This window comes from Pantoea sp. GbtcB22, assembly GCF_019091025.1.
Lineage (GTDB): Bacteria > Pseudomonadota > Gammaproteobacteria > Enterobacterales > Enterobacteriaceae > Pantoea > Pantoea leporis.
Genome location: NZ_JAGXKB010000009.1, coordinates 31,654 through 56,998, shown reverse-complemented (window position 1 = coordinate 56,998; position 25,345 = coordinate 31,654). Strand labels below are relative to the sequence as shown.

Genomic DNA, 25,345 nt, shown 5'->3' with positions numbered 1-25,345 from the left:
TGCCTCGAATCAGAGAAGTTGGCCCATATAAATGGCGTTGCTGCGCACAATCGGCGTGAAGCCAAGGCGCTGATAAAAGCCGCACACCTGCTCGTTTTGCAGACTGACGCCGAGATAAACGCCCGGCACGCCCGCGGCACGCAGATCGTGCAGCAGCTGTTCAATCAGCTTGCGGCCCCAGCCACCTTGCTGCGCGGCGGGTAACAGATTGATGTGCAGATGCGCAGGCCACTGCGTCACCAGCTGATCCGCTGCCGCATCGGGCTGATGAATCGCTTCCAGCACTTTGCTGTCGAGCGCCGCCTGCGGCGCGTAATCGCGATATAGCTGTTGCAGCTGTGGCCACCAATCAGTATTCAACTTTGCTTCGAAGGCGCGCGTATCGGGCGCGGCGACCGCGTAGCCGACTACCTCGCCGTGCTGTTCCAGCACATAAGCAAATTCGGGCGCAAAGCGCGCGTAGGGAATGACAAAGCGCAGGCCGGGCAGCGCGGGATCGGAGTAGAGCGCGCTGGCATCGGTGCCGGCATTGGCGGTCTCTAAGCAGATGCGCGACAAGGCGGGAAAATCTGCCTCGCTGGCGCGACGAATAACACCTTCAGCCGTCATGGTGGAGCCTCTGTGGTCAGGAGATGAACAGATTTTACGGTAAAGAAAGCCGACTTAGTTTTCAAGGTGTAATAATTGCGCTGGCGCACAAAGCTGATGCGAACTATAACCACAAAGCATGACTGGGCGGCTGACAAACTCACGCGCAACGCCGGTATGAGCGCTGGTTGAAAGCACATTGCCTTTCGCTTATCTATTGCTGTGATGATAACTATAGGATTTTCATATGCTCTATCAGTATGTTAAAGCAGCTTGCCTAGCTGAGTGATTTATACTGATGCTCAGGTTTTACTGCGCAACGCTGTCCGGTTTGCGCGCTGAATCGCAGCATCCTCTGCTGTTCTGGCGGCTTTTCTTCTTACTCTTTGCACTGTATCACAGAGCAAAAATTCCGCAGTGGTGATGTTTGACTTTCTTTTGTGAATAAAGTAAGTATGAATTATGTGCGTTGTCGCTGCTGAATCAACCTGCCGGGAATCGCAGGTGTCGAGATGAAGGGATGCCAGTCATCTGTTGGAGAAACCGAGCATGATGTGTGATTCAACCAATCGTCCTTCCCGTTTGCAAAGCTCACTGCGCACGGTGTCGCGTCTGGTCTCCGCCGGGATTCTGCTCGGTGCGACCATGGCAGCCGCGCAGGCCGTTACCCTGAATGAGTGGGACATTTACAACTATCCGCAGCAGACCGAAGCGGTGGATGAAGCGGTAAAAGCGTTCCAGCAAAAGAATCCGGGCATTGTGATTCAGCGTTCGGTGCACTCCTTCGAAGACACGCGCATTCCGCTTAAGCTGGCGCTGACCGCCGGTGACGGCCCGCAAATCGCCCAGGTGAATCAGGGCGGCGGCGATATGGGCTCGCTGGTGAAAGACAAGCTGCTGTGGCCGCTGGATGATTACGCCAAAACTTACGGCTGGACCACGCGCTTCCCGGATTCGATCCTGAAGCGTAACCGCTGGTCAGATAAACAAGATTTCGGCAGCGGCAAACTCTACGGCGTGGCGAGCCTCGGCGAGATGGTGGGTTTGTACTACAACAAAGCGCTGCTGGATAAAGCCGGTGTCGCGGTACCTAAAACCCTGCCGGAACTCGAACAGGCGATGGAGAAACTCAAAGCCGCCGGTACACCGCCGATGATGCTCGGCCTGCTCGACGGCAACATGGGCCAGCAGCTGCTCAGCACCTTGTGGGAAGCGCAGATTGAGAGCAGCGACCGGAAAAAACTCGACGATCTGATTTACGACGTGGGCGGCACGTTTAAAGACGACAAGCTGGTGAAAGCCGCCAATATGATGAAGGGCTGGAACGACAAAGGCTATCTGTTCCCCGGCTTCCAGGGCATTGGGCATGACGATGCGGCGACCCTGTTCCAGAATGGTCAGGCAGCGTTCCTGGTGAGCGGAACCTGGTATCTCGGCCAGTTTAAAGACAACAAAGATCTGCACTTCGCCGCGATGCCAGCGGGCGAGGGCGTGCAGCATCCACTGATGGTGGGCGGCACCGATCTGGCGTTCTCCATCACCAGCACCGCCAAAGACAAAGCGCAGCAGGATGCCGCAGCGAAGTTCATCGATTACATCGTCTCAGATGAGATGGCGAACCGCTGGCTGAAAGTGGGCTTCCTGCCGGCCGGCACCAGCAAAAATGCGCAGATTCCGGCGGATAACCCGCTGCTGGCAGAAGCGTATCAGGTGTGGGTGACGCTAAATGACAACGATGGTCTCGGCCATTATCTCGACTGGGCCACGCCAACCATGAACGCTGAGCTGAATCAGAATGTGCAGCTACTGCTGGCGGGACGTCAAACCGCCGACCAGATGGTGATCAACTTCGATAACAACTATCAACGTTACCTGAAAACCCTCAAGCACTGATGACGTACGGCCCGGCGCAAGTGGCCGGGCCGCGAACAGGCCCGCAAGCGAGTACGGTTATGTTGAATAAATCTGCCTGGCGCAATGCGCTCTATCTTCTGCCCGCGGTGCTGGTGTATGCGGTGTTTCTGCTGATGCCGCTGTTGGCCTCGTTAGGGATCAGCTTCACCGAATGGGATGGCACCTCGTGGCCGATTTTCATCGGCATGGGCAACTATCTGCGCATGTTCCAGGATCCGGTGTTCTGGGTGGCGCTCGGCAATAATGCCTTGCTGATGCTGTTCTACACGCTGTTTCCGATTGGCGTTGGACTGCTGCTGTGCAGCTTCCTGTATGAGACGCGCAATAACAAAGAGCGCAGCGTGCTGCGTATCCTCTTCTTCCTGCCGTACATCATGCCGATGGCGGTGCTCGGCGTGGTGTGGCGCTGGCTGTATAACCCGGCGTTTGGCCCTATCGATCAATTCCTGCGCGCCGTGGGTTTGCCGCAGCTGGCGAAGTCGTGGCTGGGTGATTTTACCTGGGCGCTACCCGCGGTCGGCTTTGTCGCCACCTGGTACTTCTTCGGTTTCTGCCTGGTGCTGTTTATGGCGGGCTTGCAACGCATGGATCCGTCGCTGCTGGAAGCGGCCGATCTCGATGGTTCATCACGCCGGCAGAAATTTATGCGCATTACGCTGCCGTCGCTGCGTCCGGAACTGCGTATCGCGCTGCTGCTGACGGTGATCGCCAGCTTGAAAGCCTTCGATCTGGTTTACGTGATGACGCAAGGCGGGCCGGGCACGTCCACTATGGTGACCAACATCTTTATGTATAAGCAGGGCTTTGACCTGCACTACTTCGGCTATGCCTCCGCCGTGGCGGTGTTCAGTATGCTGATTGTGTTAATGATCAACGGCTTAATTCATCTATGTCTACGGGAGCGTCACTGATGCGCGGCACGCCAACTGTCTCACGCGCGCTGATCTGGATTGTCGCGTTGATGACCATCCTGCCGTTTTTAATGGCGCTGATGACCTCGTTCAAAACCCAGATGGAGCTATTTCAGGGCGTGTTTACCTTGCCCTCGTCGCTCAATTTCAAAAACTACATCACCGCGTGGCAGCAGGGACATTTCAACGTCTACTTCATGAACTCGGTGCTGGTGGTGATTCCGGTGGTGATCTGCAGCATCCTGCTCGGCATTCTGGCGGGATTCGGTTTTGCCTGGCTGAAGATCCCCGGCAAAACGGTGGTTGCCGCGCTGCTGGGCCTTGGCATGGTGCTACCGAGTGAAGCCTTTATTATTCCGCTCTATCACGAGCTACGCTGGATGGGCCTTACCAATACCTATCTGGCGCTGATTCTGCCGCAAATTGCCTTGTCGCTGCCGTTTACCACGCTGATGATTGCCACCGCGTTGCAGCAGGTGCCGCGCGAGCTGGTGGAAGCGGCAGTGATGGATGGTGCCTCACGCCGCAAACTTCTCTGGGGCCTGCTGGTGCCGGCGATTTGGCCGACGCTGTCCACGCTGGCGCTGCTGCTGTTTATCTGGACGTGGAACGAGTTCCTTATCCCGCTAATTCTGGTGAATAAAGATGAGCTGCGCACCTTGCCGATCGGCATGATGTTTTTCCAGAACAAAAACACCATCGATATTCCGGTGCTGATGGCGGGCGCGATGATTGTCATCCTGCCGCTGGTGGCGGTGTTCCTGGTGTTCCAGCGCAAATTTATCAGCGGCGTCACCGAAGGCGCGGTGAAATAACCATCTTGTCCACCAGCAAAAGGTTTTGGTCATGCGGCGCGTGCTGCAATAGCGCATCGCCGCTATTCAGGAGAACCGCATGCACGTTTCACTGGCTGATTTCTACCCCATCGCCGATGGTGAAACGCTGGATACACACTGCTTCCAGCGCGCACTCAATCATCTGGCAACGCGCGGCGGCGGCACCTTATCAGTGCCGCCTGGCCGCTATCATCTCGGCACGCTAACGCTGGGTTCCAACATTAATCTGCATCTCGAAGCGGGCGCCACGTTGCTCGCCAGCTCACGCGTTGAGGATTATCAGCAGCAGCTGGCGCAGAGCCAGGCTGAACTGTCGCAGCATGTGCTGCTGTACGCCGTCGGGCAGCGCAATATCAGCATCAGTGGCAAAGGGGTGATCGACGGTAACGGCGATGCGTGGTTTGCTGCGGAAAAGGACGAGCAGGGTTATCGCCTGCCGCGTGCGCAGCGCCCGCGCATCGTGGTGTTTGAGGATTGCGAGCAGGTGACGCTGCAAGATTTCACCATCATTCAGGCGCCGATGTGGACGGTACATCTGGTGAGTTGCCGCCATGTACATGTCGACCATCTCACCATCAATAACAGCATGAGCATGCCGAACACCGATGCGCTGGATATCGACAGCTGTGAAGCGGTGTTTGTCAGCAACAGCTATCTGAGCGCGGCCGATGATGCCATCTGCATCAAAACCAGCCAAAAACCCGCGCATCTGCGACGTGCCGCGCGACAAATCATGATCAGCAACTGCCTGCTGCGTTCCTACAGCTGCGCGTTCAAAATTGGCACCGAAACCTTCGATGACGTGGAAGATGTCACCGTCTCCGGCTGCACCCTCTTTGATTCCAACCGCGCGATTGGCTTGCTGTCGCGCGATGGCGGCCAGTTCCGCCGTTTGCTGTTCAGCAATATCACGCTGGCCTGCCGTCACGCGCCGCCGTGCCATTGGGGTAAAGCCGATGCGCTGTTTGTTTCAGTGCGCGCGCGCGATCCGGCGATAGCGCCGGGCAGCATTGAGCAACTGCAATTCAGCAACGTCAGCGGTGTGATGGAAGGAGCAATTAACCTGCATGCGGAACAACCGGGACAGATCCGTGATGTGATGCTGGCGAATGTGCAGCTGCGGCAAGTGGTAGCAGCAGGTGCGGATCAAGGGCATTACGATGTGCGCCCGCCGTGTAACCCCGAATCGCCGACCGGTATGGGGTTGGACAATGCGTACAAACTGGATAGCGCATCGGGCTTAGCGTACGGTGTTGCCGCCTATCCGGATGGCTTGCCGGGCGTGTTTGCGCGCGGCGTGGAGAATCTGCAGCTGCATAACGTGGTGATTACGCGCCCGCAGCCGTTGCCCCACGGCTGGCATGCGGAAACAGTGCAGATTCTTTAGGGCACGCCTGGATGTTACAACGCAGCAGCGATAGCCGCGCCCAGCTCCTCGGTTGACGCGCGGCCGTCGAGCTCGCGCGTCAGGCTGTTGCCCGCCGCCAGCGTAAGCTCGATGGCATCCAACACCGCTGCGCCCGCTTCGGCGTAATCGAGGTGCTCCAGCATCATCGCGCCACTCCAAATCTGACCAATCGGGTTGGTCACCCCTTTACCCGCGCTGTCGGGTGCCGATCCAAAGGCGCTGTAATAAATGCGTTGATTTTGATTATTTGTAATCATATTTGATGCTTTGTGAGCAACATCAAACAAATTAAGCCCTTTTTAGCCTATAAAACGCCTCTAATATGCGTAAATTCATTCTTATTTGAGCGAAATGAATCATAAGCATAAGTGGGGTGGCGAAGTGCGTAGACACGGTGAATAACAACATCGGCCACCTCATCAACGGGACGCGTGAAGCCCAGCGCGTTCCACGACCCTACGTTATCGATGAGGCTGAAATGAAACAATTCTCTACAGAAGGGATGGTGATTATTGTCGGGATTGTCATTGCGTACATCCTGTTCACCACCTGGCTCACCTGGCGTCTGCGCAGTAAAAACAGCGGCGACTTTATGGCTGGCTCCAATGTGATGCCGGCATTTGTGGTGGGCGTGATGCTGATGTCGGAATACATCGGCGCCAAATCCACCATCGGTACGGCTCAGGCAGCTTTCGAAGATGGCTTTGCCGCTTCATGGTCGGTGATTGGTGCCGCTATCGGTTTCCCGCTGTTTGGTTTTTTGCTGGTAAAGCGCATCTACAATACCGGCAAAATCACCATCTCTGCGGCGATCGCTGAACGTTATGGCAACTCCACCAAAAACATCATCTCGCTAATCATGATCTATGCGCTATTGCTGGTTAACGTCGGTAACTACGTGAGCGGTGCGGCGGCGATCTCCACGGTGCTCAACCTCGATCTCACTACCGCTGCGGTGATCACCGCGATCGTCAGTACGTTCTATTTTATGTTCGGCGGCATGAAAGGCATCGCCTGGGTCACGCTGCTGCACAGCGGACTGAAATATATCGGTATTCTGATCATTCTCGGCGTGGCCCTGCACATGACCGGCGGCGTCAGCCCAATGATTAAAGAGATGCCGCATTTCTACTGGACGTGGGACGGCAACGTTGGCGGCAGCACTATTTTCGCCTGGATGATCGGTACTATCGGCTCGATCTTCTGTACGCAGTTTGTGATTCAGGCGATTGCCTCGACCAAAAGTGCCGAGTCCGCCAAACGTGCAACCTGGGTGGCGTTCTTCTTCTGCATGCCGATTGCCATTGCTATCGCGCTGATTGGCGTGGCGGCGAAATACCTGCATCCCGATATTAAAAGTCTCTACGCGCTGCCGGTGTTCCTGCAGGACATGAGTCCCTGGCTGGCGGGGATTGTCACCACCTCACTCGTGGCGTCGATCTTTGTCAGCGTCAGCACCGTAGCGCTGGCGATTGCCTCGCTGGTGGTAAAAGATTTCTACGTGCCCTATCGCAATCCGACACCGGAGCGCGAGTTCCGCATGACGCGCTGGCTGTCGCTGCTGATCGGTTTCCTGCCGCTGATTTTCGTGCTGTTCGTGCCGGAAGTGTTGAAGCTCTCCTTCTTCACCCGCGCTATTCGGCTGTCGATTTCAGTGGTGGCAATCATTGCCTTTTACCTGCCGTTCTTTAAAAGCACGCGCGGCGCCAATGCAGGCCTGATTGGTGCGTGTGTCATGACGTCAGTGTGGTATCTGCTCGGCGATCCATTAGGTATCAACAACATGTACGTGGCGTTGATCACGCCTGCGGTCATCATGGTGATTGACCGCCTGATCCCTTCAAGCCAAACCCATGTGAAAAAAGCCCCGAAATCTTCAATGCAAAACAGTGGAGCCTGAAATGAGTGATTTAACCCTTACCGTTGAACGCAGCGGTAACCTCCATCCGCACGCGCAGGATGCGCAACAGCTCACGGCGATGCTGCCTTCGGTCTGCCCGCAGAACCATGCGGCGAATCTGCTGCCGCTACCCAATGGCGACTTGCTGTGTGTGTGGTTTGGCGGCACGCAGGAAGGGATCGCCGATATTTCTGTGTGGTGCTCGCGGCTGAAAAGCGGCAGCACACAGTGGAGCGAGGCGGAAAAACTCTCAGACGATCCCACGCGATCGGAGCAAAATCCGCTGCTGTTCCTCGATCCCGAACAGGTGCTTTGGCTGCTGTGGACGGCGCAGAAATCCGGCAATCAGGACACAGCGATTGTGCGCTATCGTCAGTCACGCGATTTTGGCCGCAGCTGGGGGGCAATCGACACCTTGCTCGATCAGCCCGGCACCTTTATTCGCCAGCCGATTGTGGTGCTGCCAAACGGTAACTGGCTGCTGCCGGTGTTTTATTGCCGAACTCAGCCTGGCGTGAAATGGGTAGGTAACGATGATATCAGCGCGGTGAAAATCTCCAGTGATAAAGGCCAAAGCTGGCGCGATGTGGCGGTGCCAGACAGCCTGGGCTGCGTGCATATGAATATCACGTTGCTGCAGGATGGCAGCTTACTGGCGCTGTATCGCAGCCGCTGGGCCGATTTCATCTATCAAAGTCGTTCCACCGACGGCGGCGAAAGCTGGAGTGCGCCACTGGCGACTGACTTGCCAAACAACAACTCGTCGATTCAGGTCACGACATTGCACAACGGCCATCTGGCGCTGGTGTTTAATGCCATGAGCGCCAGAGATGCCAGCGAGCGCCGCTTATCGCTGTATGACGAAATTGAAGATGAAGAGGATGACGGCAATGTGGCGGTGGCGGCCGAGCCGCTGGTGCACAGCGGACGCACCGCGTTTTGGGGCGCACCCCGCGCGCCAATGACGCTGGCGATTTCCGCCGATGGCGGCAAAAGCTGGCCATGGCAGCGTAATCTCGACGAGGGCGACGGCTACTGCATGACCAATAATTCGCAGCAAAAGCTTAACCGCGAGTTCTCCTATCCGAGCATCAAACAAAGTGACGATGGCGCGCTGCATGTGGCTTACACCTATTTTCGTCAGGCGATTAAATATGTGCGCGTCGATGAAAGCTGGGTGAAAGGATGAGCAGGCAGCGACACGCGCTGGTGACGGGCGTCAGCTCTGGCATAGGCGCCGCCATCGCCGATCATCTGTTGCAACAAGGTTGGCAGGTGACCGGTTTTAGCCGCACGTCGGTGCAGAACGATCATCCAGCGTTCACCTCGGTCAGCGTGGATCTGTTGGATGCCAATCTGCTGAAGCAGGCGCTACTGGCGCTGCCGAAGGTGGATGCGCTGGTGCATGCCGCAGGCATGATGGCGGCTGCGCCGCTCGGTGAGCTGGATGAGAAGCAGAGCGCGCGTTTGTGGTACCTGCACGTGCAGGTGGCGGAGATAATGGCAAATGTCTTACAGCCGCAGATGACACAGGGCGATCGTATCTTGCTGGTTGGCAGCCGCACGTCACGCGGCGCGGCGAATCGCAGCCAGTACGTGAGCACCAAGGCGGCAATGGTGGGCATGGCACGCAGCTGGGCGGCGGAACTGGCACCCAAAGGCATCACGGTGAATGTGATTGCGCCGGGGGCGACGGAGACGCCCATGCTGCTGCAGCCCGGCCGCGCCAGTTCACCCCCAAAGCTGCCGCCGATGGGGCGCTATATCAAGCCACAGGAAGTGGCGGCGCTGGCAGGGTTTGTGCTGTCGCCTGCCGCCGATGCGATTACCGGGCAGGAGTTGGTGATCTGTGGTGGGGCGTCGTTGTAGTTTTTTCCCTCACCCTAACCCTCTCCCACAGGGAGAGGGAATTGAATAGTGCACCGACTAGCTCCCTCTCCCAGTGGGAGAGGGCTGGGGTGAGGGCAACAAGTCGCACCTAACCGCGCCGCAATCCCGCCACATCCACCTGCCACTGATGCAGCTTGTTATACAGCGCGGTGCGTGAAATCCCCAGCAGCTGCGCGGACTGGCGCAGGTTACCTTTTTGCTCACGCACCACCTGCATCACATGCTGGCGCTCATTCTCCTGCAGCGAGGTCAATTCGCTGGCGACAGGCGCGTTACGCTGCACCATCTCTTCCGGCAGATCGTGGCGCTCAATCTCCAACCCTTCACACAAATTCACCATGCGCTCGACCAGATTCTCCAGCTCACGCACGTTGCCGGGCCAGTGCCACGCCTGTAAACAGCGCATCGCCTCAGCGGAAAGCTGCGGCGCGATGCGCTTCAGCCGGGTGCAGAGCGCCTGAATAAAGGTATTCACCAGGCAGGGAATATCCTCCTGACGCTCGCGCAGCGGCGGGATCTCCAGCGAAATCACATTCAGACGATAGTAGAGATCGCGGCGGAATGCGCCTTTTTCCACCGCATCCAGCAGATTGCAGTGGGTAGCGGCGATGATGCGCACGTTGACCTTGATGGGATGGGCCGCGCCGATTCGCACCACTTCGCCCTCCTGCAGCACGCGCAGCAGGCTGGTTTGCGCCTCGAGCGGCATCTCGCCAATCTCATCAAGGAACAAGGTGCCGCCATCGGCCAGCTCAAATTTGCCTGCCGAGCCGCCGCGTCGCGATCCGGTAAAAGCGCCGTCGACATAGCCAAACAGTTCGCTCTGCACTAAATCACGTGGCAATGCGCCGCAGTTCAGCGCGATAAAGGCTTCCTGCTGGCGCGGGCTGGCGTTGTGAATCGCCTGCGCGAACAGCTCTTTACCGGTGCCGCTTTCGCCGGTTAATAATACCGTGCTGTCGCTGCGGCTGCTGGCGCGCGCTTTCTGAATCGCTTGCAGCACGCGCGGCGCGTGCCCGCGAATCATCTCAAAGGTGTAGCTGGCGCCGACGCCCATCACGCGGCGCGTAATGGCGCGGATACGTTGATTCTCGCGCAGCGACAGCACGCGGCCGCCGTCTGGCGCGGGCATCAGCGAAATAAGGCAGGAAAGGGGATGCACGCCATCCGGCATAAATTGCAGCTCGCGGTCATTGCAGAACGGCATGGTGAGCAGCGATCCGCCTTGCGGTTGCAGCAGCACGTCGATCGGTCCGGCGCTGGGATCGAGGCCGCTAAAGATCTGGCGCGCATAGCGATTCAGCGTTTTGATGCGACCGTGACGATCGCAGACGATCACGCCTTCGTTCAGGGTTTCGAGGATCGACTGCTGCTCGGCCAGCAAACGGCGCAGCATCAGCTGCTGACCAACCGCTTCCGCTGCCGCCTGCACCGTGCCGAGCGTATGCGCATTAAAGTTGTCAGGCGTGGCGGTAAGCGTGAGCACGCCAAGCAGCTGGCCGCTGGCATCGCGCACCGGTGCGGCAGCACATTGGCGATGGCGTTTGCGCAGATCCAGCTTCCAGTTTTCGCCGCTCAACACGTACACCAGCCGCTGCTCAATCAGGCAGCGCGCGGTGCAATTGGTGCCGAGCACTTCTTCGCGCAGGATGCTGCCGACCGGCGTCAGATCCGCGCCGCAGAAGTGCAGCGTCACGCCTTGCGCATCGGTCAGATTGATGTGGCCATCCGGGTTATACGCCAGCAGGTTTTCCATGATGCTGCGCGCCGCGAGGATCAACTCGGCATTGTGCTCAAGGATCGCCGCTAGTTCCGCAGCGGGTGGCGAGACATAGGCAAAGGTGGCGGGATCGATCGCGCGCTGCTGCGATCGCCGCCACGACTGCAAAATGCTGTGCCGCATCCAGCCGGGCTGTTCACCGCGTTCGAAGCTGTGCCAGCCCTGCCACAACAACGTATCCCATTCGCCCACCTCCGCGCTGTCCGGCAAGCTGAAGATCGGATCGCTTTCATCTTTAAACGGCAAACGCTCACTGGCACGCATGTGACACTCCTGAACAAGATGGAATGTACATTTTATTGACATGTGAAGTTGACATGTAAATTTTGTTGCCAGATTGTGAGCTATATCTGTGTTATGCCTCACATAAAGCGGCGGATTGCAGTTGGCATCGCCTTTGCACTACCGATTGCACATCCCTGCGCTCGAATGAGCACATCCAAAACAATAAGGAATAGGTCATGACATTTCATCTTAAGCCAGTACGCGTCGGCCTGATTGGCGCCGGTCGCATGGGCAGCTTCCACGCGGAAAATCTGGCCTGGCGCGTGCCGGGTGCGATCCTCGCAGCGGTGGCCGATCCGCAACCGGGCGCGGCCGACGCGCTGACCAATAAGCTCGGCGTCGCTAAAGCCTATAGCGATCTGCATGCGCTGCTGCAGGATCCCGAAATTGAGGCGGTGGCGATTGCCGCGCCAGCGCGCACGCACGCCGAATGGGTGATCGCTGCCGCCGAGGCGGGCAAACATGTGTTCTGTGAGAAGCCGATGGCGGTAACGCTGGAAGAGGCGGATCGCGCGATTGCTGCCGCGAAAGCGGCCGGCGTGGTGTTGCAGGTCGGTTTTAACCGCCGCTTTGATTCCGGCTTTGCTGCAGCGATCGCGGCGGTGAAAGCGGGTGAAAATGGCACCACGCAGCTGAGCCGATCGCTGACGCGCGATCCGGGCCTGCACGATCCTTCGCGCATCCCGCAGTGGACGATCTTCCTTGAAACCCTGATCCACGATTTCGACACGCTGCTGCACTTTAACCCTGGCGCGAAGCCGGTGGAAGTCTATGCGCTGGCCGATGCGCTGGTGCGTCCGGATTTCAAAGACAAAGGCTTGCTCGACACATCGGTGGTTACCATCCGCTTTGATAACGGCGCGATCGCCACCGCTGAAGCCAACTTCCAGGCGGTATACGGCTACGATGTGCGCGGCGAAGTGTTCGGCAGCAAAGGCATGCTGCAGGCGGGCCACATCAACGTTAACAACTGTGTGCGCTATCACCAGGATGGCATCGCGATTGAAACCTCACGCATGGATTCAGACCTGCTGCGCGAAGCCTATGTGGCGGAGATGGCCGAGTTTGCCCGCTGCATTCGCAGTGGCGAAACGCCGCGCGCTACCGGTGAAGATGCACGCAACGCGCTGGTAATCGCGCTGGCCTGTATCGACTCGGTGCAGCAGCAGCAACCCATCAAATTGGGAGGTCGCTAATGGCCGGTTATCAGCTGTCGGTATGTGCCGAAATGGTGTTTCTCGATCTGCCTTTTGTCGAGCGCGTGAAACGCATTCATGCACTGGGCTTTGGCGTCGAAATCTGGGGCTGGGCCAACAAAGATATCGATGCGCTGGCGGCGACCGGCGCGCGTTTCACCTCGATGACCGGCTACCTCAGCGGCAACCTGACCGATGATGATGAGATTCAGCAACTGCTGCAAAGTGCTGAAGCGTCGCTGGCGGTGGCCGAGCGGCTCAACTGTCCGGCGTTGAACCTGCACGGTACCGGACTGGATAACAAAGGTTTGCCGGTTAAACCGGTTGACGTGGTGACCGGCGCGATGTGGCTGAAAGCGGCCGACACGCTGCGCAAAGTGGCGCAGCTGGGCGAGCGCGCCGGACGCACCTTCACGCTGGAGAACCTTAACTTGCCGGTTGATCATCCCGGTACGCCGTTCGCGCTGGCGGCCGACACGCTGGCGCTGGTGGAAGCGGTTAAAAGCCCGGCGCTGAAGATGAACCTCGACCTGTATCACGCGCAGATTGGCGAAGGTAATTTGATCGAACTGATTCGTCGCTGTGGTTCGGCGATAGGTGAGATTCAGGTGGCCGATGTGCCGGGGCGTCAGCAGCCGGGCACCGGCGAGATTAACTATCGCGCCATCGCCCGTGCGCTACACGATGTTGGTTATCAGGGTACCGTGGCGCTGGAAGGCTGGGCCAGCGGCGAAAGCGGCGCCGCGCTGCAGCAGTTTCGCGATCACTTCACGCTTTAACGGTTCCACCGCCGGGTATTCGCCTGTTTGCCGGCGTTAACTTCATGAAATGAATAATAATATCTTAACCCTACAGGACTAACCCATGAACATCAGAAATGTGATGCTGTGCCTCTGCGCGCTGCTGCTCAGCCTGAGCGTGAGCGCTAAAACCTTCACCGTCGGCGTCGCGCTGGCTAACTTCGATCTCAACTTCGTCTCGATTCTGCGCACCCAGATGCAGGCAGAGCTGAAAGCTAACCAGCTCAATAGCCAGTTTGTTGATGCCAAAGGCGATGTCGCGCTGCAAGTGCAGCAGGTGGATGATTTTGTTAATCAGGGTGTCGATGCCATCATCCTCAATCCGGTGGACACTCAAGGCGTATTGCCAATGATTACCGCGGCGAAAAATGCCGGCATTCCGCTGATCTTCGTCAATCGTAAGCCAGAAGTGAAACTGCCAACCGACATGGCGTATGTTGGTTCAGACTCGGCGTTGGGCGGAGAAATGCAGATGGAAGCGCTGGCGAAGAAGATGAATTACAAAGGCAACGTGGCGATTTTGATGGGCGCGCTGTCGAATGAAGAAGCGCGTGAACGCACCCGCGCGGTGGAAGCCGTGATTGCCAAATACAAAGATATGAAGGTGATTGAAAAGCAGAGCGCCAAATGGCAGCGCAACGAAGCGGTGGATGTGGTATCGAGCTGGCTGCTGAATCAGCGCCCGATTGACGCTATCGCAGCGAATAATGATGAAATGGCGATTGGTGCCATCATGGCGCTCAACCAGGCGAAAAATGAGAAGATTTTGGTCGCCGGTATCGACGGCACGCCGGATGGTCAGCAGTTCGTGAAGAACGGCAAAATGACGCTGACCATTTTCCAGGACGCGAAAGGGCAGGCGACCGGCGCGGTGCAGGTGACCAAAGCGCTGCTGGAGAAGCAAAAAGTGCAGGAGTTCAACTGGATTCCGTATCAAACCATCACGCCTGAGAACTATGCGCAGTTCGCGGCGAAATAACATTTTTATTTACCAAAACTCTCCTGCTCGCAGGAGAGTTTTACGCTGGAAACCCGATTTATTCCTCCTCCACTTCGCTTTATTTGCCTAACTCTGACTGATAAACTCCGGCTGCAACCAGAATTGTCTCTGGTTAATGATTGCTCAGGCATGATGCATTAACAGAACGCATGCTTTCGACCGGAGAGAAGTGCAGGATGGATAAAGAGATTCTCAACACCATAAATTCTCAGCACCTTTTTCCCGCGCACAGCGACCGGCATATTTTTTTTGGTGTTGATGGTAAATTCATTGGCCACTCGCTGATTACCATCATGTCGATAATCAAGCATGCCAATGATGTTCGTTATCACTTTCATCTTATCTCTTCGGAAATATCTGCAGTTGATACTGCGCGTCTGGAAAAAATATTCGCTGGATCGCCACATGGGTTAACGCTGCATCATATTCAGGATAGTTTGTTTAGCGCGTTCCCTACCACAGAGTTGTTCACTCGCGCGACCTATTATCGTTTTCTCGCTCCGCTTATCTTGCCGCATGCCACTAAATTGCTTTATCTCGATGCCGATATAGTGTGTCTGAATCCTCTTGATGAATTATGGCAGATTGCCATGCCAGCTGACGTTATTGCCTTGGTGGTTGGCGAGATTGAGGCATTGCAACCGCAGTTGGCTGAAAAGGTGGGCTTGCGTGGAAAGCGCTATTTTAATGCCGGCATGATGCTGATTGATGTTCAAAAGTGGAACCGCGAGCAGATCAGTGAACGCGCTTTTAATTTGCTTAGCGAAAAGGGAAAACAATTCCAGTATCTCGATCAGGATGCGTTGAATACGTTGCTTGAGGATCGTGTGATATTTACGGAAACGCGCTTTAATACCATCAATATGCTCTCACACGATGATAGCGGTTATACACAGGATGTGCCGAAAAATACCTGCTTATTGCATTATGCGGGTGCCGATAAACCCTGGCAGCGGTGGAATCAACAGCACGTTGGCCATTACTATCGCGATCTTTATCAGATTTCACCATTAGCCGACGTCTCTTTTGAAACACCGAAAAACGCGCAACAAGCGAAGAGAATGTACAAATTTTTGTTCCGTAGTCATCAATGGATGCCGGCACTCTATTGGCGCATTAAGTATTTTAAAATGAGGTATTTTTGAGTGCAGACTTTACGTTTAAAGCCGCTGTTAACCGAAAGCAATATTTATCAGCTGTGCTTTCTGCTGTTAACCCTGGCATTTGCGACCTCGTTAGTTATCCCCGCATATCCTAAGAAAACATTCTATCTGGTGGGTTATTTAACGCTATTCTTTCTGCTGGCCCAGGGAATAAAAAGAAAATTCATTATCGATAAGAGTGCTTTCATCGTCGCTATTCCCATTCTATTATTGGGCATAGTCAGGGTAATATGGTCGCGTATTTATGCCGATGCCTATTTTAGCGATGTAGTGGATAACTATTTTCAGGGCGGTAAACTTTTCATTATCTCCGCTTTTGTCAGCTATTTTTTCATTGCGTGGCGTCACTGTTTGTCAGCGAAAGTCCTGCGCATTAGCGTGTGCTTGTTAATTTTTGGCTTGCTGCTGACGCTGGGCGCCGGCTGGTACGAACATGCTCAGACGCAGCAACGCATCAAATTACTCACAGATTCAGCCGGTACCGTTTCATACCTGATGACGGCGTTAGCATTAACTGCCCTGTTTATTGTGAATAAGGTGATAGTTCGCCGCCTTAATCAAATTCTGCTGTTCACCGCTATCTTTGTGGTGAATATGCTGCTGATGTTCCTCACTGAGTCACGTGCGGCGGTGTTGGTGCTGCCCGTTTTATACTTGCTCTGTTTTTATCTGGTTCATCGCTGGGCAGGAAAATATTCGCTGGTGATTTTAGTTCTTTGCATTGCGGGGGGGCTGTTCTTCATGCCCAGCTCCATTATGCATCGGTTGGACAACATCCAGAACGAAATAGACAGCTATCAGAAAAATAATGATACCTCAATTGGTGCGCGCTTCTCGATCTGGAAAAGTGGCTATCACAGCGTTTCCTGGTCGCTGCTGGGGCAAAGTCCGGATGACAGAACGGATAAAGCGCGCGTTTATATTAAAACCTATGAACGCGCTAATCCTGAGGCTTATAAAAATGTGATGTATCACTTGCACGATGATTTTTTAGAAACGCTTTCGCTGCAAGGTATCGCGGGTGCTGTCACCCTGATTCTTTTTTATGTGGGTTTAATTGTGGCGGCAATACGTCGTCGGGCATTGGATGTTGCGCTGCTTCCTGTTTCCATTTTTATATTCGGTTTGACTGATACCGTATGGATTCAAAGCAGTTCAGTGTTTATTCTGATGGCATCGATTATTATGAGCTATGCGCTGATGCAGCATAAGCCCCGAACGCATATCTAATATTTGTCAGGTCGCCATTGAAGGCGACCGATTTTCTCAACGCTTCAGTTCATTCTCCGCAATTTCATTCTCAGATATTTTTTCTTCAAACTAAATCTGACTTTACTGTCCAGCAAAAATGAAACGAAAGAGACGTTTTCAATCGCCTGCTTCACCACCTGTTTCTCATGTTCATCGTTAATCAGCGGATAAAACTTATGCGCCAGATTGATCCAGTGACAAGCGAGCAGGTTGCGGTAGCTTTCACCGAGCACATTATCCATCTGTTGCGTGGCTTTGATCAGCATCGATATTTTATCGGCATCCAGCGCGCTGGAGAGACTTTTTTCTCGTTTGAAATAGAGATACGGGCTCTGCTTCGCTAAAAATATCGTCTGACTGGCTTTCAGAATCGAGGGGAATAAATACGCATCTTCGTAGCAACTGAAGTCAGGGAAATGGTTATCTTCCAACAGCGAGCGTTTAATAAACTGACCGATAAAATGCGCCTGGATATCACGATGGATGAGGAATTTTTCAATCACCTGATGTTGCGACAAGGCGTTAACCTGCAAACCTTTCCACTGCTGTAGTTTGGTCTTCTTTTCATAAATTTCATTCAGCGGCGCCAGCAGAATATCGGGTTGTTGCGCCTGCAAAAACTGCACGATGTCAGCAAAAGAGTTCGGCAAAAGCTGATCGTCGCCATCCAGCATCGTGACAAAGTGGCCGCTGCATTTGCTGACGCCAAAATTTCTCACTTTGCCGATGTTACGGAACATCACGTCAAAAATTTTCACCTGGCTGAATGAAGCGGCAAAGCTGTGCAGCAACTCGCTGGTGTTATCTGTGGATGCGTCATTCACCAATACAACCTCGACCGCATCCTCAACGCCAGAGCAGGCCTTTTTGAGGCTGTTTAACGTCTCAACAATGTATTTTTCGCAATTGTGAGCCGTGACCAGGACGCTGAGAGTGCAAGGTGAATCCATAGTTAGCATCTATCCGTTAATGTTCTGAGAGCATTCATTGCTAACAAGTCTATCGCTTTCTACGCTGAAGGGAATGAAATTGTGTTGCATGGTTTAGGTAATCATACTCACAGCTCTGCGCGTCGTTAATCAGCACAACTAAACTTTCCTCCCGCCTTGCCGATGTTTTTTACCACTGAGTCCGTGCGCTTTGCCCCACGATTTTGGGGCTCTACGATCAACTTCTGGTGTGGAAAAATGTCATGATCGCAACGCCCTTGTCAGGCCCGGCGGCTTCGCCGGTGGAGATGGTTTCGCTCAAACGTATCGCACAGCGCGCGGATAGCCTGGCGGTGATCCTCAGTTGGGCGCTGTTGCCGATTGCACTTGGCGTTGGCTGGCTAAATGACAGCGTGCTGGTGGCGCTAATAGCGGGTTTGGTATTGGCGCTGCTGGCGACGTTTTTCGGCACCGCGCTGCGCGGTACGCTCACGTCGCGGCTGGTATTATCCGTGCTGTTAATCGGCTGGGCTGGGCTGCTAATTCAGGTTGGCGGTGGCGCAACCGAGTACCACTTCTCGGTGTTTGTGTTGATGTCGGCGCTGCTGGCGTGGCGAGATGTGCGCCCGTTATTGATGGGCGCGGCGGCGGCAGCCACGCATCATATGTTATTCAATTATCTGCAGGAAAATGATCTGTTTGGCGTGGTGGTGTTTCATCATCCCGGCTGGGACATGGTGTTTTTCCACGCGCTGTTTGTCGTGGTGCAAACCGCGATGCTGCTGGTGATTGCACGCCAGATGGCAGCGGATGCGCGCTCGGCCAGCGAAGTGGCGCAACTGGCGGCACACATTAATCAGCAAGCCGGTTATCTCACGCTGCGTGCCGATACTCAGCGGAGTGAAACGCCGTTCGCGCGCACCTTCAGTACTACGCTTGGGACCCTACACGGCACTTTGCATCAGGTCAGCGACGGCGTCGGTCAACTGCTGGCGGAATCCGACAGCATTCTGGAGCGCAACGCCGCGCTCTCGACGCGTACCGACGAGCAGGCGCAAGCGCTGGAAGTGGCGGCCAGCGCCATGAGCGAAATCAGTATCGCTGCCAGCTTAACCCGGGACAAAGCGCAAAGCGCGTGCGAGCTGGCGAGTGAAACCCGCGCGGTGGCGACGCGTGGTGAAGAGAATATCCAGTCGGCGATTCGCTCGATGGAGAAAATCAGCGAAGAGTCGAGAAGGGTGAAGATCATCCTGGAGCTGATCGACGGCATTGCGTTTCAGACCAACATTCTGTCGCTGAACGCCTCGGTGGAAGCGGCGCGTGCCGGTAATCAGGGACGCGGTTTTGCCGTGGTCGCCAGCGAAGTGCGTAATCTGGCGATGCGCAGCGAAAGTGCGGCACGCGAAATTCGTCAACTGATGGATGCCAGTTCCACCAGCACCGAACACGGCACCGTGCAGGTGGAGCATGCGGCGCAAACCATGCGCGAGATTCACAGCAGTATTAGCGGGTTATCGCAGCTGGTGACGGAACTGTCGGCGATGAGTGAGCAGCAGAATTTGAGCATTGAGCAGATTCAGCAGAGCATCAATAGCATTGATCACAGCGTGCATCATAACGTGCAGCACGTGGCCGAAACGCTGCAAGTGGCGCAGCAGCAACAGCAGCAGGCCAATGCGCTGAAGCAGGCGATTTCGTTATTTAAGTTGGGGTAAGCGTGACCTTTGCAAAGGTCGCCATGAATGGCGACCTTACGTTAATTACTCTACGCCATTAACCAGCAGCACGCGGTATTTCGCGCCTTTCAGGCGATGCGCTTTGGCTTCCTGATACGCCGGGCTGAAATACCAGCCTTTCGCCGCCTCAGCATCCGGGAATTCGAGCACCACCACGCCTTCCGCTTCCGGGCCTTCCAGCGTTTCCAGGGCGCCATAAAACGCCAACGGGGTGATGGGATGGTCGCCGCGCGCCTGTCCGGCTTTCTCGGCATACGCCGTCAGCTCGTCCTGGTCTAAGGTTTCGTCCTTAATAAACACCACATATGCAGCCATTATTTCTCTCCTCTCGCCTAGCGTTTGTCTTCAGTGTTGTTATCGAAATCGGCGGCATCATGGCGCTCCAGCAGCTGATCCTGCGGCTCGGCACCAAAAGCACGATTCACTTTACGCCCGCGAATCACCGCCGGACGCTCGGCAATCTCTTTCGCCCAGCGCACCACATTTTTGTACGACTGCACATCAAGGAATTCGCTGCCGCCATATTGGTTGTTCAGCACCAGATTGCCGTACCACGGCCAGGTGGCGATATCGGCGATGGTGTATTCGTCACCGGCGAGGAAGCGATGGTCGGCCAACTGACGATCCAGCACGTCCAGCTGACGTTTAGCTTCCAGCGTGAAGCGGTTGATGGCGTATTCGATTTTCTCGGGCGCATAGTGATAGAAGTGACCAAAGCCGCCGCCGAGATACGGTGCAGAACCTTGCAGCCAGAACAGCCAGTTCAGGGTTTCGGTGCGGCCTGCCAGCGAGGTCGGCAGGAAGTGACCGAACTTCTCGGCCAGATAGAGCAGGATATTGCCGGATTCAAATACGCGCTGCGGTGGCGTGACGGAATGGTCGCTCAGCGCCGGGATTTTCGAGTTCGGGTTTACATCGACAAAACCGCTGGAGAACTGATCGCCATCGCCGATACGGATCAGCCAGGCATCGTACTCGGCGTCTTTGGCACCCACCGCCAGTAACTCTTCCAGCAGGATAGTAATTTTCTGGCCGTTTGGCGTGCCGAGCGAGTATAGCTGCAGCGGATGTTTGCCGACCGGCAAGGTTTTGTCATGCGTCGGCCCGGCGGTTGGACGGTTGGTTTTCGCGCCGTTACCTTTGGCTTCCGGGTCCCAGGTCCAGACTTTCGCGGGCTGATACTGATGTTCCGACATAGTGGTTTCGCCTTGTTGTGATTGTATTTTTGCTGCTACTGAGTGTAGCAGCGCGTGATACAGGCGATTTAACCGCGCTGGCGGTGGGACGCAAAGTCCGATTATGTAAAGTTCTCTTGCGTAAACAGCATAAAGTCCACTCTACCAGGCTGATAGGTGTCGGGGATGTCGCCCTCTTCCAGATGCCGCAGCATCAGCGTTAAGGCAAGCTGAGCATGGCGCAGGGTGTTTTGATCGAGGGTGAGGTTCAGCACGCGATCCTGCAACAGTCGGCGTGTGGTGCTGTACAACTCGTGCGTGACGTACAGCACTTTACCGTCGAGACGATGACGCGCCAGCGCTTCGTGCACCTGTGTGTTGCCAATGCCGGTGTTATACAGCCCGACAATCGGCGGCGAGGCGGCCAGCGTTTTTTCTAACAGGCGGCTAATGCGTTCGCGCTCATCCTGACCGGCAAGAATCTCGCGCAGGCGCAGCTGCGGAAAGCGTTCGGCCAGCACCGCCTGAAAGCCCTCAATGCGCAGGCGGTGGGCAGCGTAATCCGCGCGTCCGCTCATCAACACCACTTCACCCGGCTGCGGCAGCATGCTGCCGAGCATCAAACCGGCGGTGCGCCCGGCTTTGTATTGATCGATACCGACGTGGCACAGCCGCGCGGCATCGGGCAGATCGGCGACCAGCGTGATCACCGGCACGCCGCGCGCTTTACAGGCGGCGAGCGCATCGTAGATCAGCGGGTTTTGATGGGCGAAGACGATCAGCGCATCCATCTTTTTACTGCTGGCGGTGATATGTGCGGCGAGTTTTTCCGGTGCATTTTCCGGGATCAGCGTGCGATGCAGACGCAGGCGGCGATAACCGAGCTGGTCGGCGAGTTTGGCAAAGTCTTGCGCTAATTGCTGGAAGAAGAAGGAGGCGTTGCCGCTGAGCAGCACTTCGATCTGCCACGGATGGCGATGCTCCTCGGGCAGAATGCGTTTTAAACCGGCGTCACGCGCTGCCTGCAGGATTTTTTTGCTCATGGCGGGCGATACGCCACCGCGATCGTTGAGTACCCGGTCAACCGTGGCGACACCGACGCCCAGTTGTTTTGCCAGCTCGGCCAGCGTCACTGCTTTCATGTTACGTGCATTCCAATAGGGCGGGCCCTCATCCTAACCTTCTCCCGCCAGCGGGAGAAGGGACCGATCGAGCAAGCCGCACCATCCCGTTCCCTCTCCCGGTGGGAGAGGGTTAGGGTGAGGGCATCAGCGCGCACTCAACTATCCCAACAGCTCACGCTCAATCAGTTCGCGGGTTTCCACCGCCTGATACTTCATCTTCTCCGGATAACCGAACAGCGCCGCTGAGATAATCGACTCGCCGCCAACCTTAAAGGTGCGGTTGGCAAAATTCATCTCGCGCAGTGCTTCAAACAGCGCATCGAAATTCACTTCGCCTTCCCCGACCGCCACGTGCTGGTGGATGGTGGCATCCACGCCTGGCGGGTTGACGATATAACGGCAGTGTTTGGTGTGGTTCATGGTATCGGCGATCAGCATATGTGAAAGATCATCGCCGGCGTAATGCAGCATGTTCTTCACATCGCCCACACCTTTGTCGTAATAGAAGGTGTGCGGTGCGCTGTAGATGTACTTCACGTTTTCGCTGCGGAATGACTTCACAATGTCTGCAGTTTCGTTGCTCTGCTCGCAGAAATCCCACGGATGCGCCTGAATCTCGACGCGGATGCCTTCACGTTCGATGATCGGCAGCAGCTCTTCCATCGAACGATAGAACATCTCTTCACAAATTTCTGGCTCGTTGGGATTGCCCGACAGCTCGGTGTTGATCACCTGCACGCCCATTTCGACGGCAATCTCGATCATGCGTTTCCAGTTCTTCACCGCCGCCTGACGACGCAGTTCATCCGGGCCGGACCAGCGATATACGGTAATGAACGAGGAGATCTCCAGCCCGGTGGCATTCAGCGCGTTTTTGTATTCGCGCATGATTTCACGGCTGGCTTTCGGATGTTTATAAAACGGGTTGATCTGCGGGTGCGGCGACTGCTCGATGTACTTGTAGCCCCATTCCGCCACCTGATGCACCATGCGCGTGATGCCGAGATCCCTGATTACATCCACATCAAAAGCGATTTTCATTGTTTTCTCCTGAGCGTTAAGCGGTGCGGACTTTGATGATGACCATACTGATCTTTTTACGCGCTTCATCACGTATTCTGATGTGAAACCATCAGCCGGACCGCTTTGAATACGCACATGAATATCAAACATTCATTCTGAATGGTATTAAGATGAAATGAGTTATTTCATTTTTGCGAGAGCGATCAAAATAATGAGAGATTCTCTATCACTCGAAGCCAATTACTGATGATTTCTGTGCGGGATGATTGGTGATTTACCGCAGGTTAGGGCATTATTTTTGATAATTTATTATCATATCATTCAGGAAGTAGCGCATGAGTAAAATCACCATGACCGCGATTGCCGCCGCCGCAGGTGTTGGCGTGGCGACCGTCGATCGCGTGTTAAACCGTCGTGCACCGGTGCGCGCCGCAACGGAGCAGAAGGTGCTGGAAGCCGCTAATCGCCTCGGTTATCGCATCGGCAATGTGCCGCTGCTGAGCGGCACCGCGCCAGCCGCCAGCGTGACGCTGCGCATGGGCTTTATCCTGCTGTCAAAATCCTACTCGTTCTATCATTCCCTCACTGATGCGCTACGCCAGCATACGCAGCCGTTTCATCCGGCAGGCAGCGAACCGCTTTTTACCTGGCACGACATTGATGATGTGGAAGCGGTGGTGGCCTCGCTGTATGCGCTGGCCGGGCAGGTGGATGCGATTGGCTTAGTCGCGCTGGACCACCCGCTGATTCGCCATGCGATAGAAAACATATCGCGTCAGGGCGTGCGGGTTTATGCGCTGTTTTCCAACTTTTCGCCGTGCGGTCACGCCGGTTATGTCGGTCTGGATAACCAGAAAGCCGGACGCACCGCCGCGTGGATTGCCACGCATCTGTTGCATCAGCCGGGTTCGGTCGGCGTGCTGGTGGGCGACCATCGCTTTATCTGTCAGGAGAGCAATGAGATCAGTTTCCGCTCCTATCTGCGTGAGCAGGACAGCGCGCGACGCGTGCTGGAGCCGCTGAAAACCAATGAATCGATTGATGGCGGCTACCGTTCCACGCGTCAGTTACTGGAAGAACATGCCGATTTGGCACTGATCTTCGCGCCTTGCGGCGGCATTGAGGGCGTGATTCATGCGTTGCGCCAGCAGCCGCAGCGTAAGGTGGCGTTGATATGTCATGGTCCGGTGAAAGAGGGCGAGCTGGCGCTGATTGATGGCACCATTACGGTGATGATCCGCAACCGCATCGACGAAATGGCCATGCGCCTGGCGCAGATGGTGCAGCAGCATCATGCGCAGCCGGGCGATCATTTCTCCCAGATCATCCTGCCGTTTGATATCGTCACGCGTGAAAACCTGTAGGCCGCGTCGTTGCTGTATTTGATATATTTCTATCATTTTAATGATGCGAAATACTATGATCGCTATCAAAAAATGAATGTTTCATGGTTGCTGATGATGAAATATTTATTTGATACTTGCGCCATCGACTACCGCAAGGAACGATCATGACTATCCATATTGCTAACGCGCCCTGTAGCTGGGGCGTTGATGACCCGAAAAATCCCTTCCTGCCGCCGTGGCAGAAAGTCCTGAGTGAAGCGTCGCAGGCCGGTTATAAAAGCATTGAGCTGGGCCCATGGAGCTATCTGCCGGTTGAGCCTGCCGAACTGCGTCAGCAGCTGGAAGCGCACGACTTGTCGCTGGTGGCGGGCACCATTTTTGATGATTTGGTGAGTGAAGCCAATTTCCCGGCGATGGTTGAACTGACGCACAACATCTGTCGTAACCTGTCTCTGGTACCGACCGCGACCAAAACCCATGCGGACAACAAGCCCGCACCTTATCTGGTGATTATCGACTTCGGTAATCCAGAACGCGCCAAATACGCCGGTCAATCCGCCAAGGCGCCGCGCCTGTCAGCTGAAGCGTGGCAGCGCATGATGCAGCACATCACCACGCTGAGCCAGATTGCCTGGAACGAATACGGCGTGCGTGCGGTGATCCATCCGCATGCCGGCGGATGCATTGAGTTCGCCGACGAGCTGCAACAGCTGGTGGAAGACATTCCGCATGAAGTCGCTGGTTTGTGCCTCGACACCGGCCATCTGTACTACTCCGGCATGGATCCGATTCCTTACCTCAGCCGCTACTGGGATCGCATCGATTATCTGCACTTTAAAGACGTTAACGATGCGGTATGGCGCGACGTGATTGCGCGCGGCGTCGATTTCTTTGCCGCCTGCGCAGAAGGCGTGATGTGCCCGATTGGCAAAGGGGCAATTGATTATCCAGCGGTGCGCGCCTTCCTGGCGGAGCGCAATTATCAGGGCTGGATCACCGTCGAGCAGGAGCGCGATCCGCGTGATGCCTACACCAGCCTGCGTGACGTCACCGCCAGCCTGCACTATTTGCAATCGGTCGGATTCTGAGG

Annotated in this window: 23 protein-coding genes; 15 read left to right on the top strand and 8 right to left on the bottom strand. The window is 55.6% G+C overall.

The features are described 5' to 3' along the window. Window positions 1-9: 9 nt before the first annotated feature. A complete protein-coding gene (locus tag KVT28_RS21585) occupies window positions 10-609 on the bottom strand; it encodes a GNAT family N-acetyltransferase (protein WP_217550006.1) in 600 nt (199 codons plus the stop codon). Window positions 610-1,137: 528 nt separating this feature from the next. Here KVT28_RS21585 and KVT28_RS21580 point away from each other — a divergent pair. The 4 genes from KVT28_RS21580 to KVT28_RS21565 all read left to right on the top strand — a co-directional run bounded on the left by KVT28_RS21580 (window position 1,138) and on the right by KVT28_RS21565 (window position 5,636). Beyond that, entirely contained in the window at window positions 1,138-2,481 is a 1,344-nt protein-coding gene (locus tag KVT28_RS21580; RefSeq protein ID WP_217550004.1) for an ABC transporter substrate-binding protein, read from the top strand. A gap of 59 nt (window positions 2,482-2,540) precedes the next feature. Further along, window positions 2,541-3,413 (top strand): carbohydrate ABC transporter permease, encoded by an 873-nt coding sequence (locus tag KVT28_RS21575; RefSeq protein WP_101762375.1) that lies wholly within the window; start codon window positions 2,541-2,543, stop codon window positions 3,411-3,413. Next, window positions 3,413-4,228 carry a carbohydrate ABC transporter permease gene (locus KVT28_RS21570; protein WP_217550111.1) on the top strand — a complete coding sequence of 272 codons (816 nt, stop codon included), beginning with the start codon at window positions 3,413-3,415 and terminating at the stop codon, window positions 4,226-4,228. Before KVT28_RS21575 ends, KVT28_RS21570 begins: the two co-directional genes overlap by 1 nt. A 79-nt stretch (window positions 4,229-4,307) precedes the next feature. Beyond that, a complete protein-coding gene (locus KVT28_RS21565; RefSeq protein WP_101762340.1) occupies window positions 4,308-5,636 on the top strand; it encodes a glycoside hydrolase family 28 protein in 1,329 nt (442 codons plus the stop codon). 14 nt (window positions 5,637-5,650) lie between these two features. Here the strand turns inward: KVT28_RS21565 and KVT28_RS21560 are convergent, their stop codons facing one another. Beyond that, complete coding sequence (locus KVT28_RS21560; RefSeq protein ID WP_256448464.1) at window positions 5,651-5,944, bottom strand: isocitrate/isopropylmalate family dehydrogenase; 294 nt, start codon at window positions 5,942-5,944, stop codon at window positions 5,651-5,653. A gap of 191 nt (window positions 5,945-6,135) precedes the next feature. On the opposite strand from KVT28_RS21560, the gene KVT28_RS21555 reads away from it, so the two are divergent. From KVT28_RS21555 to KVT28_RS21545, 3 genes are read left to right on the top strand one after another with little or no spacing between them, the layout of a single operon-like run. Continuing rightward, window positions 6,136-7,557 carry a sodium:solute symporter family protein gene (locus KVT28_RS21555; protein WP_101762339.1) on the top strand — a complete coding sequence of 474 codons (1,422 nt, stop codon included), beginning with the start codon at window positions 6,136-6,138 and terminating at the stop codon, window positions 7,555-7,557. 1 nt (window position 7,558) lies between these two features. Then, complete coding sequence (locus tag KVT28_RS21550) at window positions 7,559-8,746, top strand: exo-alpha-sialidase (protein ID WP_217550002.1); 1,188 nt, start codon at window positions 7,559-7,561, stop codon at window positions 8,744-8,746. Further along, window positions 8,743-9,426: an SDR family NAD(P)-dependent oxidoreductase gene (locus KVT28_RS21545; protein WP_192235936.1), complete on the top strand. Its 684-nt coding sequence runs from the start codon at window positions 8,743-8,745 to the stop codon at window positions 9,424-9,426. The genes KVT28_RS21550 and KVT28_RS21545 overlap by 4 nt, the downstream gene beginning before the upstream one ends. A gap of 109 nt (window positions 9,427-9,535) precedes the next feature. Here the strand turns inward: KVT28_RS21545 and KVT28_RS21540 are convergent, their stop codons facing one another. Beyond that, the gene (locus KVT28_RS21540) at window positions 9,536-11,491 is read right to left on the bottom strand and encodes a sigma-54-dependent Fis family transcriptional regulator (RefSeq protein WP_217550000.1); all 1,956 of its coding nucleotides are present in this window, start codon (window positions 11,489-11,491) and stop codon (window positions 9,536-9,538) included. A gap of 197 nt (window positions 11,492-11,688) precedes the next feature. On the opposite strand from KVT28_RS21540, the gene KVT28_RS21535 reads away from it, so the two are divergent. The 5 genes from KVT28_RS21535 to KVT28_RS21515 all read left to right on the top strand — a co-directional run bounded on the left by KVT28_RS21535 (window position 11,689) and on the right by KVT28_RS21515 (window position 16,901). Beyond that, on the top strand, window positions 11,689-12,708 hold the full coding sequence (locus tag KVT28_RS21535; RefSeq protein ID WP_101762335.1) for a Gfo/Idh/MocA family oxidoreductase: 1,020 nt from the start codon (window positions 11,689-11,691) through the stop codon (window positions 12,706-12,708). Continuing rightward, window positions 12,708-13,487, top strand: coding sequence for a TIM barrel protein (locus KVT28_RS21530; RefSeq protein WP_101762334.1), 780 nt, complete (start codon window positions 12,708-12,710; stop codon window positions 13,485-13,487). Before KVT28_RS21535 ends, KVT28_RS21530 begins: the two co-directional genes overlap by 1 nt. Window positions 13,488-13,572: 85 nt before the next feature. Then, complete coding sequence (locus KVT28_RS21525) at window positions 13,573-14,487, top strand: substrate-binding domain-containing protein (RefSeq protein ID WP_101762333.1); 915 nt, start codon at window positions 13,573-13,575, stop codon at window positions 14,485-14,487. Between the two features lie 197 nt (window positions 14,488-14,684). Then, window positions 14,685-15,653 (top strand): glycosyltransferase family 8 protein, encoded by a 969-nt coding sequence (locus tag KVT28_RS21520; protein WP_217549998.1) that lies wholly within the window; start codon window positions 14,685-14,687, stop codon window positions 15,651-15,653. After that, window positions 15,654-16,901, top strand: coding sequence for an O-antigen ligase family protein (locus tag KVT28_RS21515; protein ID WP_217549996.1), 1,248 nt, complete (start codon window positions 15,654-15,656; stop codon window positions 16,899-16,901). A gap of 44 nt (window positions 16,902-16,945) precedes the next feature. On the opposite strand, the gene KVT28_RS21510 is transcribed toward KVT28_RS21515, so the two are convergent. Next, window positions 16,946-17,872, bottom strand: coding sequence for a glycosyltransferase family 2 protein (locus KVT28_RS21510; protein WP_217549994.1), 927 nt, complete (start codon window positions 17,870-17,872; stop codon window positions 16,946-16,948). Window positions 17,873-18,114: 242 nt separating this feature from the next. Here KVT28_RS21510 and KVT28_RS21505 point away from each other — a divergent pair, with 242 nt between their 5' ends. After that, complete coding sequence (locus tag KVT28_RS21505) at window positions 18,115-19,566, top strand: methyl-accepting chemotaxis protein (RefSeq protein ID WP_217549992.1); 1,452 nt, start codon at window positions 18,115-18,117, stop codon at window positions 19,564-19,566. Window positions 19,567-19,611: 45 nt separating this feature from the next. Here the strand turns inward: KVT28_RS21505 and KVT28_RS21500 are convergent, their stop codons facing one another. The 4 genes from KVT28_RS21500 to KVT28_RS21485 form a co-directional block, all read right to left on the bottom strand. Beyond that, window positions 19,612-19,902: a DUF1330 domain-containing protein gene (locus KVT28_RS21500; protein ID WP_101762328.1), complete on the bottom strand. Its 291-nt coding sequence runs from the start codon at window positions 19,900-19,902 to the stop codon at window positions 19,612-19,614. A gap of 17 nt (window positions 19,903-19,919) precedes the next feature. Further along, entirely contained in the window at window positions 19,920-20,783 is an 864-nt protein-coding gene (gene yghU, locus KVT28_RS21495) for a glutathione-dependent disulfide-bond oxidoreductase (RefSeq protein ID WP_101762327.1), read from the bottom strand. A 101-nt stretch (window positions 20,784-20,884) separates the two neighbouring features. Continuing rightward, window positions 20,885-21,904 carry a LacI family DNA-binding transcriptional regulator gene (locus KVT28_RS21490; protein WP_192235920.1) on the bottom strand — a complete coding sequence of 340 codons (1,020 nt, stop codon included), beginning with the start codon at window positions 21,902-21,904 and terminating at the stop codon, window positions 20,885-20,887. A 141-nt stretch (window positions 21,905-22,045) separates the two neighbouring features. Further along, on the bottom strand, window positions 22,046-22,927 hold the full coding sequence (locus KVT28_RS21485; RefSeq protein WP_007888450.1) for a sugar phosphate isomerase/epimerase family protein: 882 nt from the start codon (window positions 22,925-22,927) through the stop codon (window positions 22,046-22,048). Window positions 22,928-23,244: 317 nt separating this feature from the next. Here KVT28_RS21485 and KVT28_RS21480 point away from each other — a divergent pair, with 317 nt between their 5' ends. Continuing rightward, window positions 23,245-24,273, top strand: a complete 1,029-nt coding sequence (locus tag KVT28_RS21480; RefSeq protein WP_101762324.1) for a LacI family DNA-binding transcriptional regulator — start codon at window positions 23,245-23,247, stop codon at window positions 24,271-24,273. A gap of 146 nt (window positions 24,274-24,419) precedes the next feature. Next, window positions 24,420-25,343, top strand: a complete 924-nt coding sequence (locus KVT28_RS21475) for a TIM barrel protein (RefSeq protein WP_217549990.1) — start codon at window positions 24,420-24,422, stop codon at window positions 25,341-25,343. Window positions 25,344-25,345: the final 2 nt, after the last annotated feature.

Bases quoted from the DNA above. Each gene is read 5' to 3' on its own strand.
- KVT28_RS21585 (WP_217550006.1), bottom strand. From the start codon at position 609: ATGACGGCTGAAGGTGTTATTCGTCGCGCCAGCGAGGCAGATTTTCCC.
- KVT28_RS21580 (WP_217550004.1), top strand. From the start codon at position 1,138: ATGATGTGTGATTCAACCAATCGTCCTTCCCGTTTGCAAAGCTCACTG.
- KVT28_RS21575 (WP_101762375.1), top strand. From the start codon at position 2,541: ATGTTGAATAAATCTGCCTGGCGCAATGCGCTCTATCTTCTGCCCGCG.
- KVT28_RS21570 (WP_217550111.1), top strand. From the start codon at position 3,413: ATGCGCGGCACGCCAACTGTCTCACGCGCGCTGATCTGGATTGTCGCG.
- KVT28_RS21565 (WP_101762340.1), top strand. From the start codon at position 4,308: ATGCACGTTTCACTGGCTGATTTCTACCCCATCGCCGATGGTGAAACG.
- KVT28_RS21555 (WP_101762339.1), top strand. From the start codon at position 6,136: ATGAAACAATTCTCTACAGAAGGGATGGTGATTATTGTCGGGATTGTC.
- KVT28_RS21550 (WP_217550002.1), top strand. From the start codon at position 7,559: ATGAGTGATTTAACCCTTACCGTTGAACGCAGCGGTAACCTCCATCCG.
- KVT28_RS21545 (WP_192235936.1), top strand. From the start codon at position 8,743: ATGAGCAGGCAGCGACACGCGCTGGTGACGGGCGTCAGCTCTGGCATA.
- KVT28_RS21540 (WP_217550000.1), bottom strand. From the start codon at position 11,491: ATGCGTGCCAGTGAGCGTTTGCCGTTTAAAGATGAAAGCGATCCGATC.
- KVT28_RS21535 (WP_101762335.1), top strand. From the start codon at position 11,689: ATGACATTTCATCTTAAGCCAGTACGCGTCGGCCTGATTGGCGCCGGT.
- KVT28_RS21530 (WP_101762334.1), top strand. From the start codon at position 12,708: ATGGCCGGTTATCAGCTGTCGGTATGTGCCGAAATGGTGTTTCTCGAT.
- KVT28_RS21525 (WP_101762333.1), top strand. From the start codon at position 13,573: ATGAACATCAGAAATGTGATGCTGTGCCTCTGCGCGCTGCTGCTCAGC.
- KVT28_RS21520 (WP_217549998.1), top strand. From the start codon at position 14,685: ATGGATAAAGAGATTCTCAACACCATAAATTCTCAGCACCTTTTTCCC.
- KVT28_RS21510 (WP_217549994.1), bottom strand. From the start codon at position 17,872: ATGGATTCACCTTGCACTCTCAGCGTCCTGGTCACGGCTCACAATTGC.
- KVT28_RS21505 (WP_217549992.1), top strand. From the start codon at position 18,115: ATGATCGCAACGCCCTTGTCAGGCCCGGCGGCTTCGCCGGTGGAGATG.
- KVT28_RS21500 (WP_101762328.1), bottom strand. From the start codon at position 19,902: ATGGCTGCATATGTGGTGTTTATTAAGGACGAAACCTTAGACCAGGAC.
- yghU (WP_101762327.1), bottom strand. From the start codon at position 20,783: ATGTCGGAACATCAGTATCAGCCCGCGAAAGTCTGGACCTGGGACCCG.
- KVT28_RS21490 (WP_192235920.1), bottom strand. From the start codon at position 21,904: ATGAAAGCAGTGACGCTGGCCGAGCTGGCAAAACAACTGGGCGTCGGT.
- KVT28_RS21485 (WP_007888450.1), bottom strand. From the start codon at position 22,927: ATGAAAATCGCTTTTGATGTGGATGTAATCAGGGATCTCGGCATCACG.
- KVT28_RS21480 (WP_101762324.1), top strand. From the start codon at position 23,245: ATGAGTAAAATCACCATGACCGCGATTGCCGCCGCCGCAGGTGTTGGC.
- KVT28_RS21475 (WP_217549990.1), top strand. From the start codon at position 24,420: ATGACTATCCATATTGCTAACGCGCCCTGTAGCTGGGGCGTTGATGAC.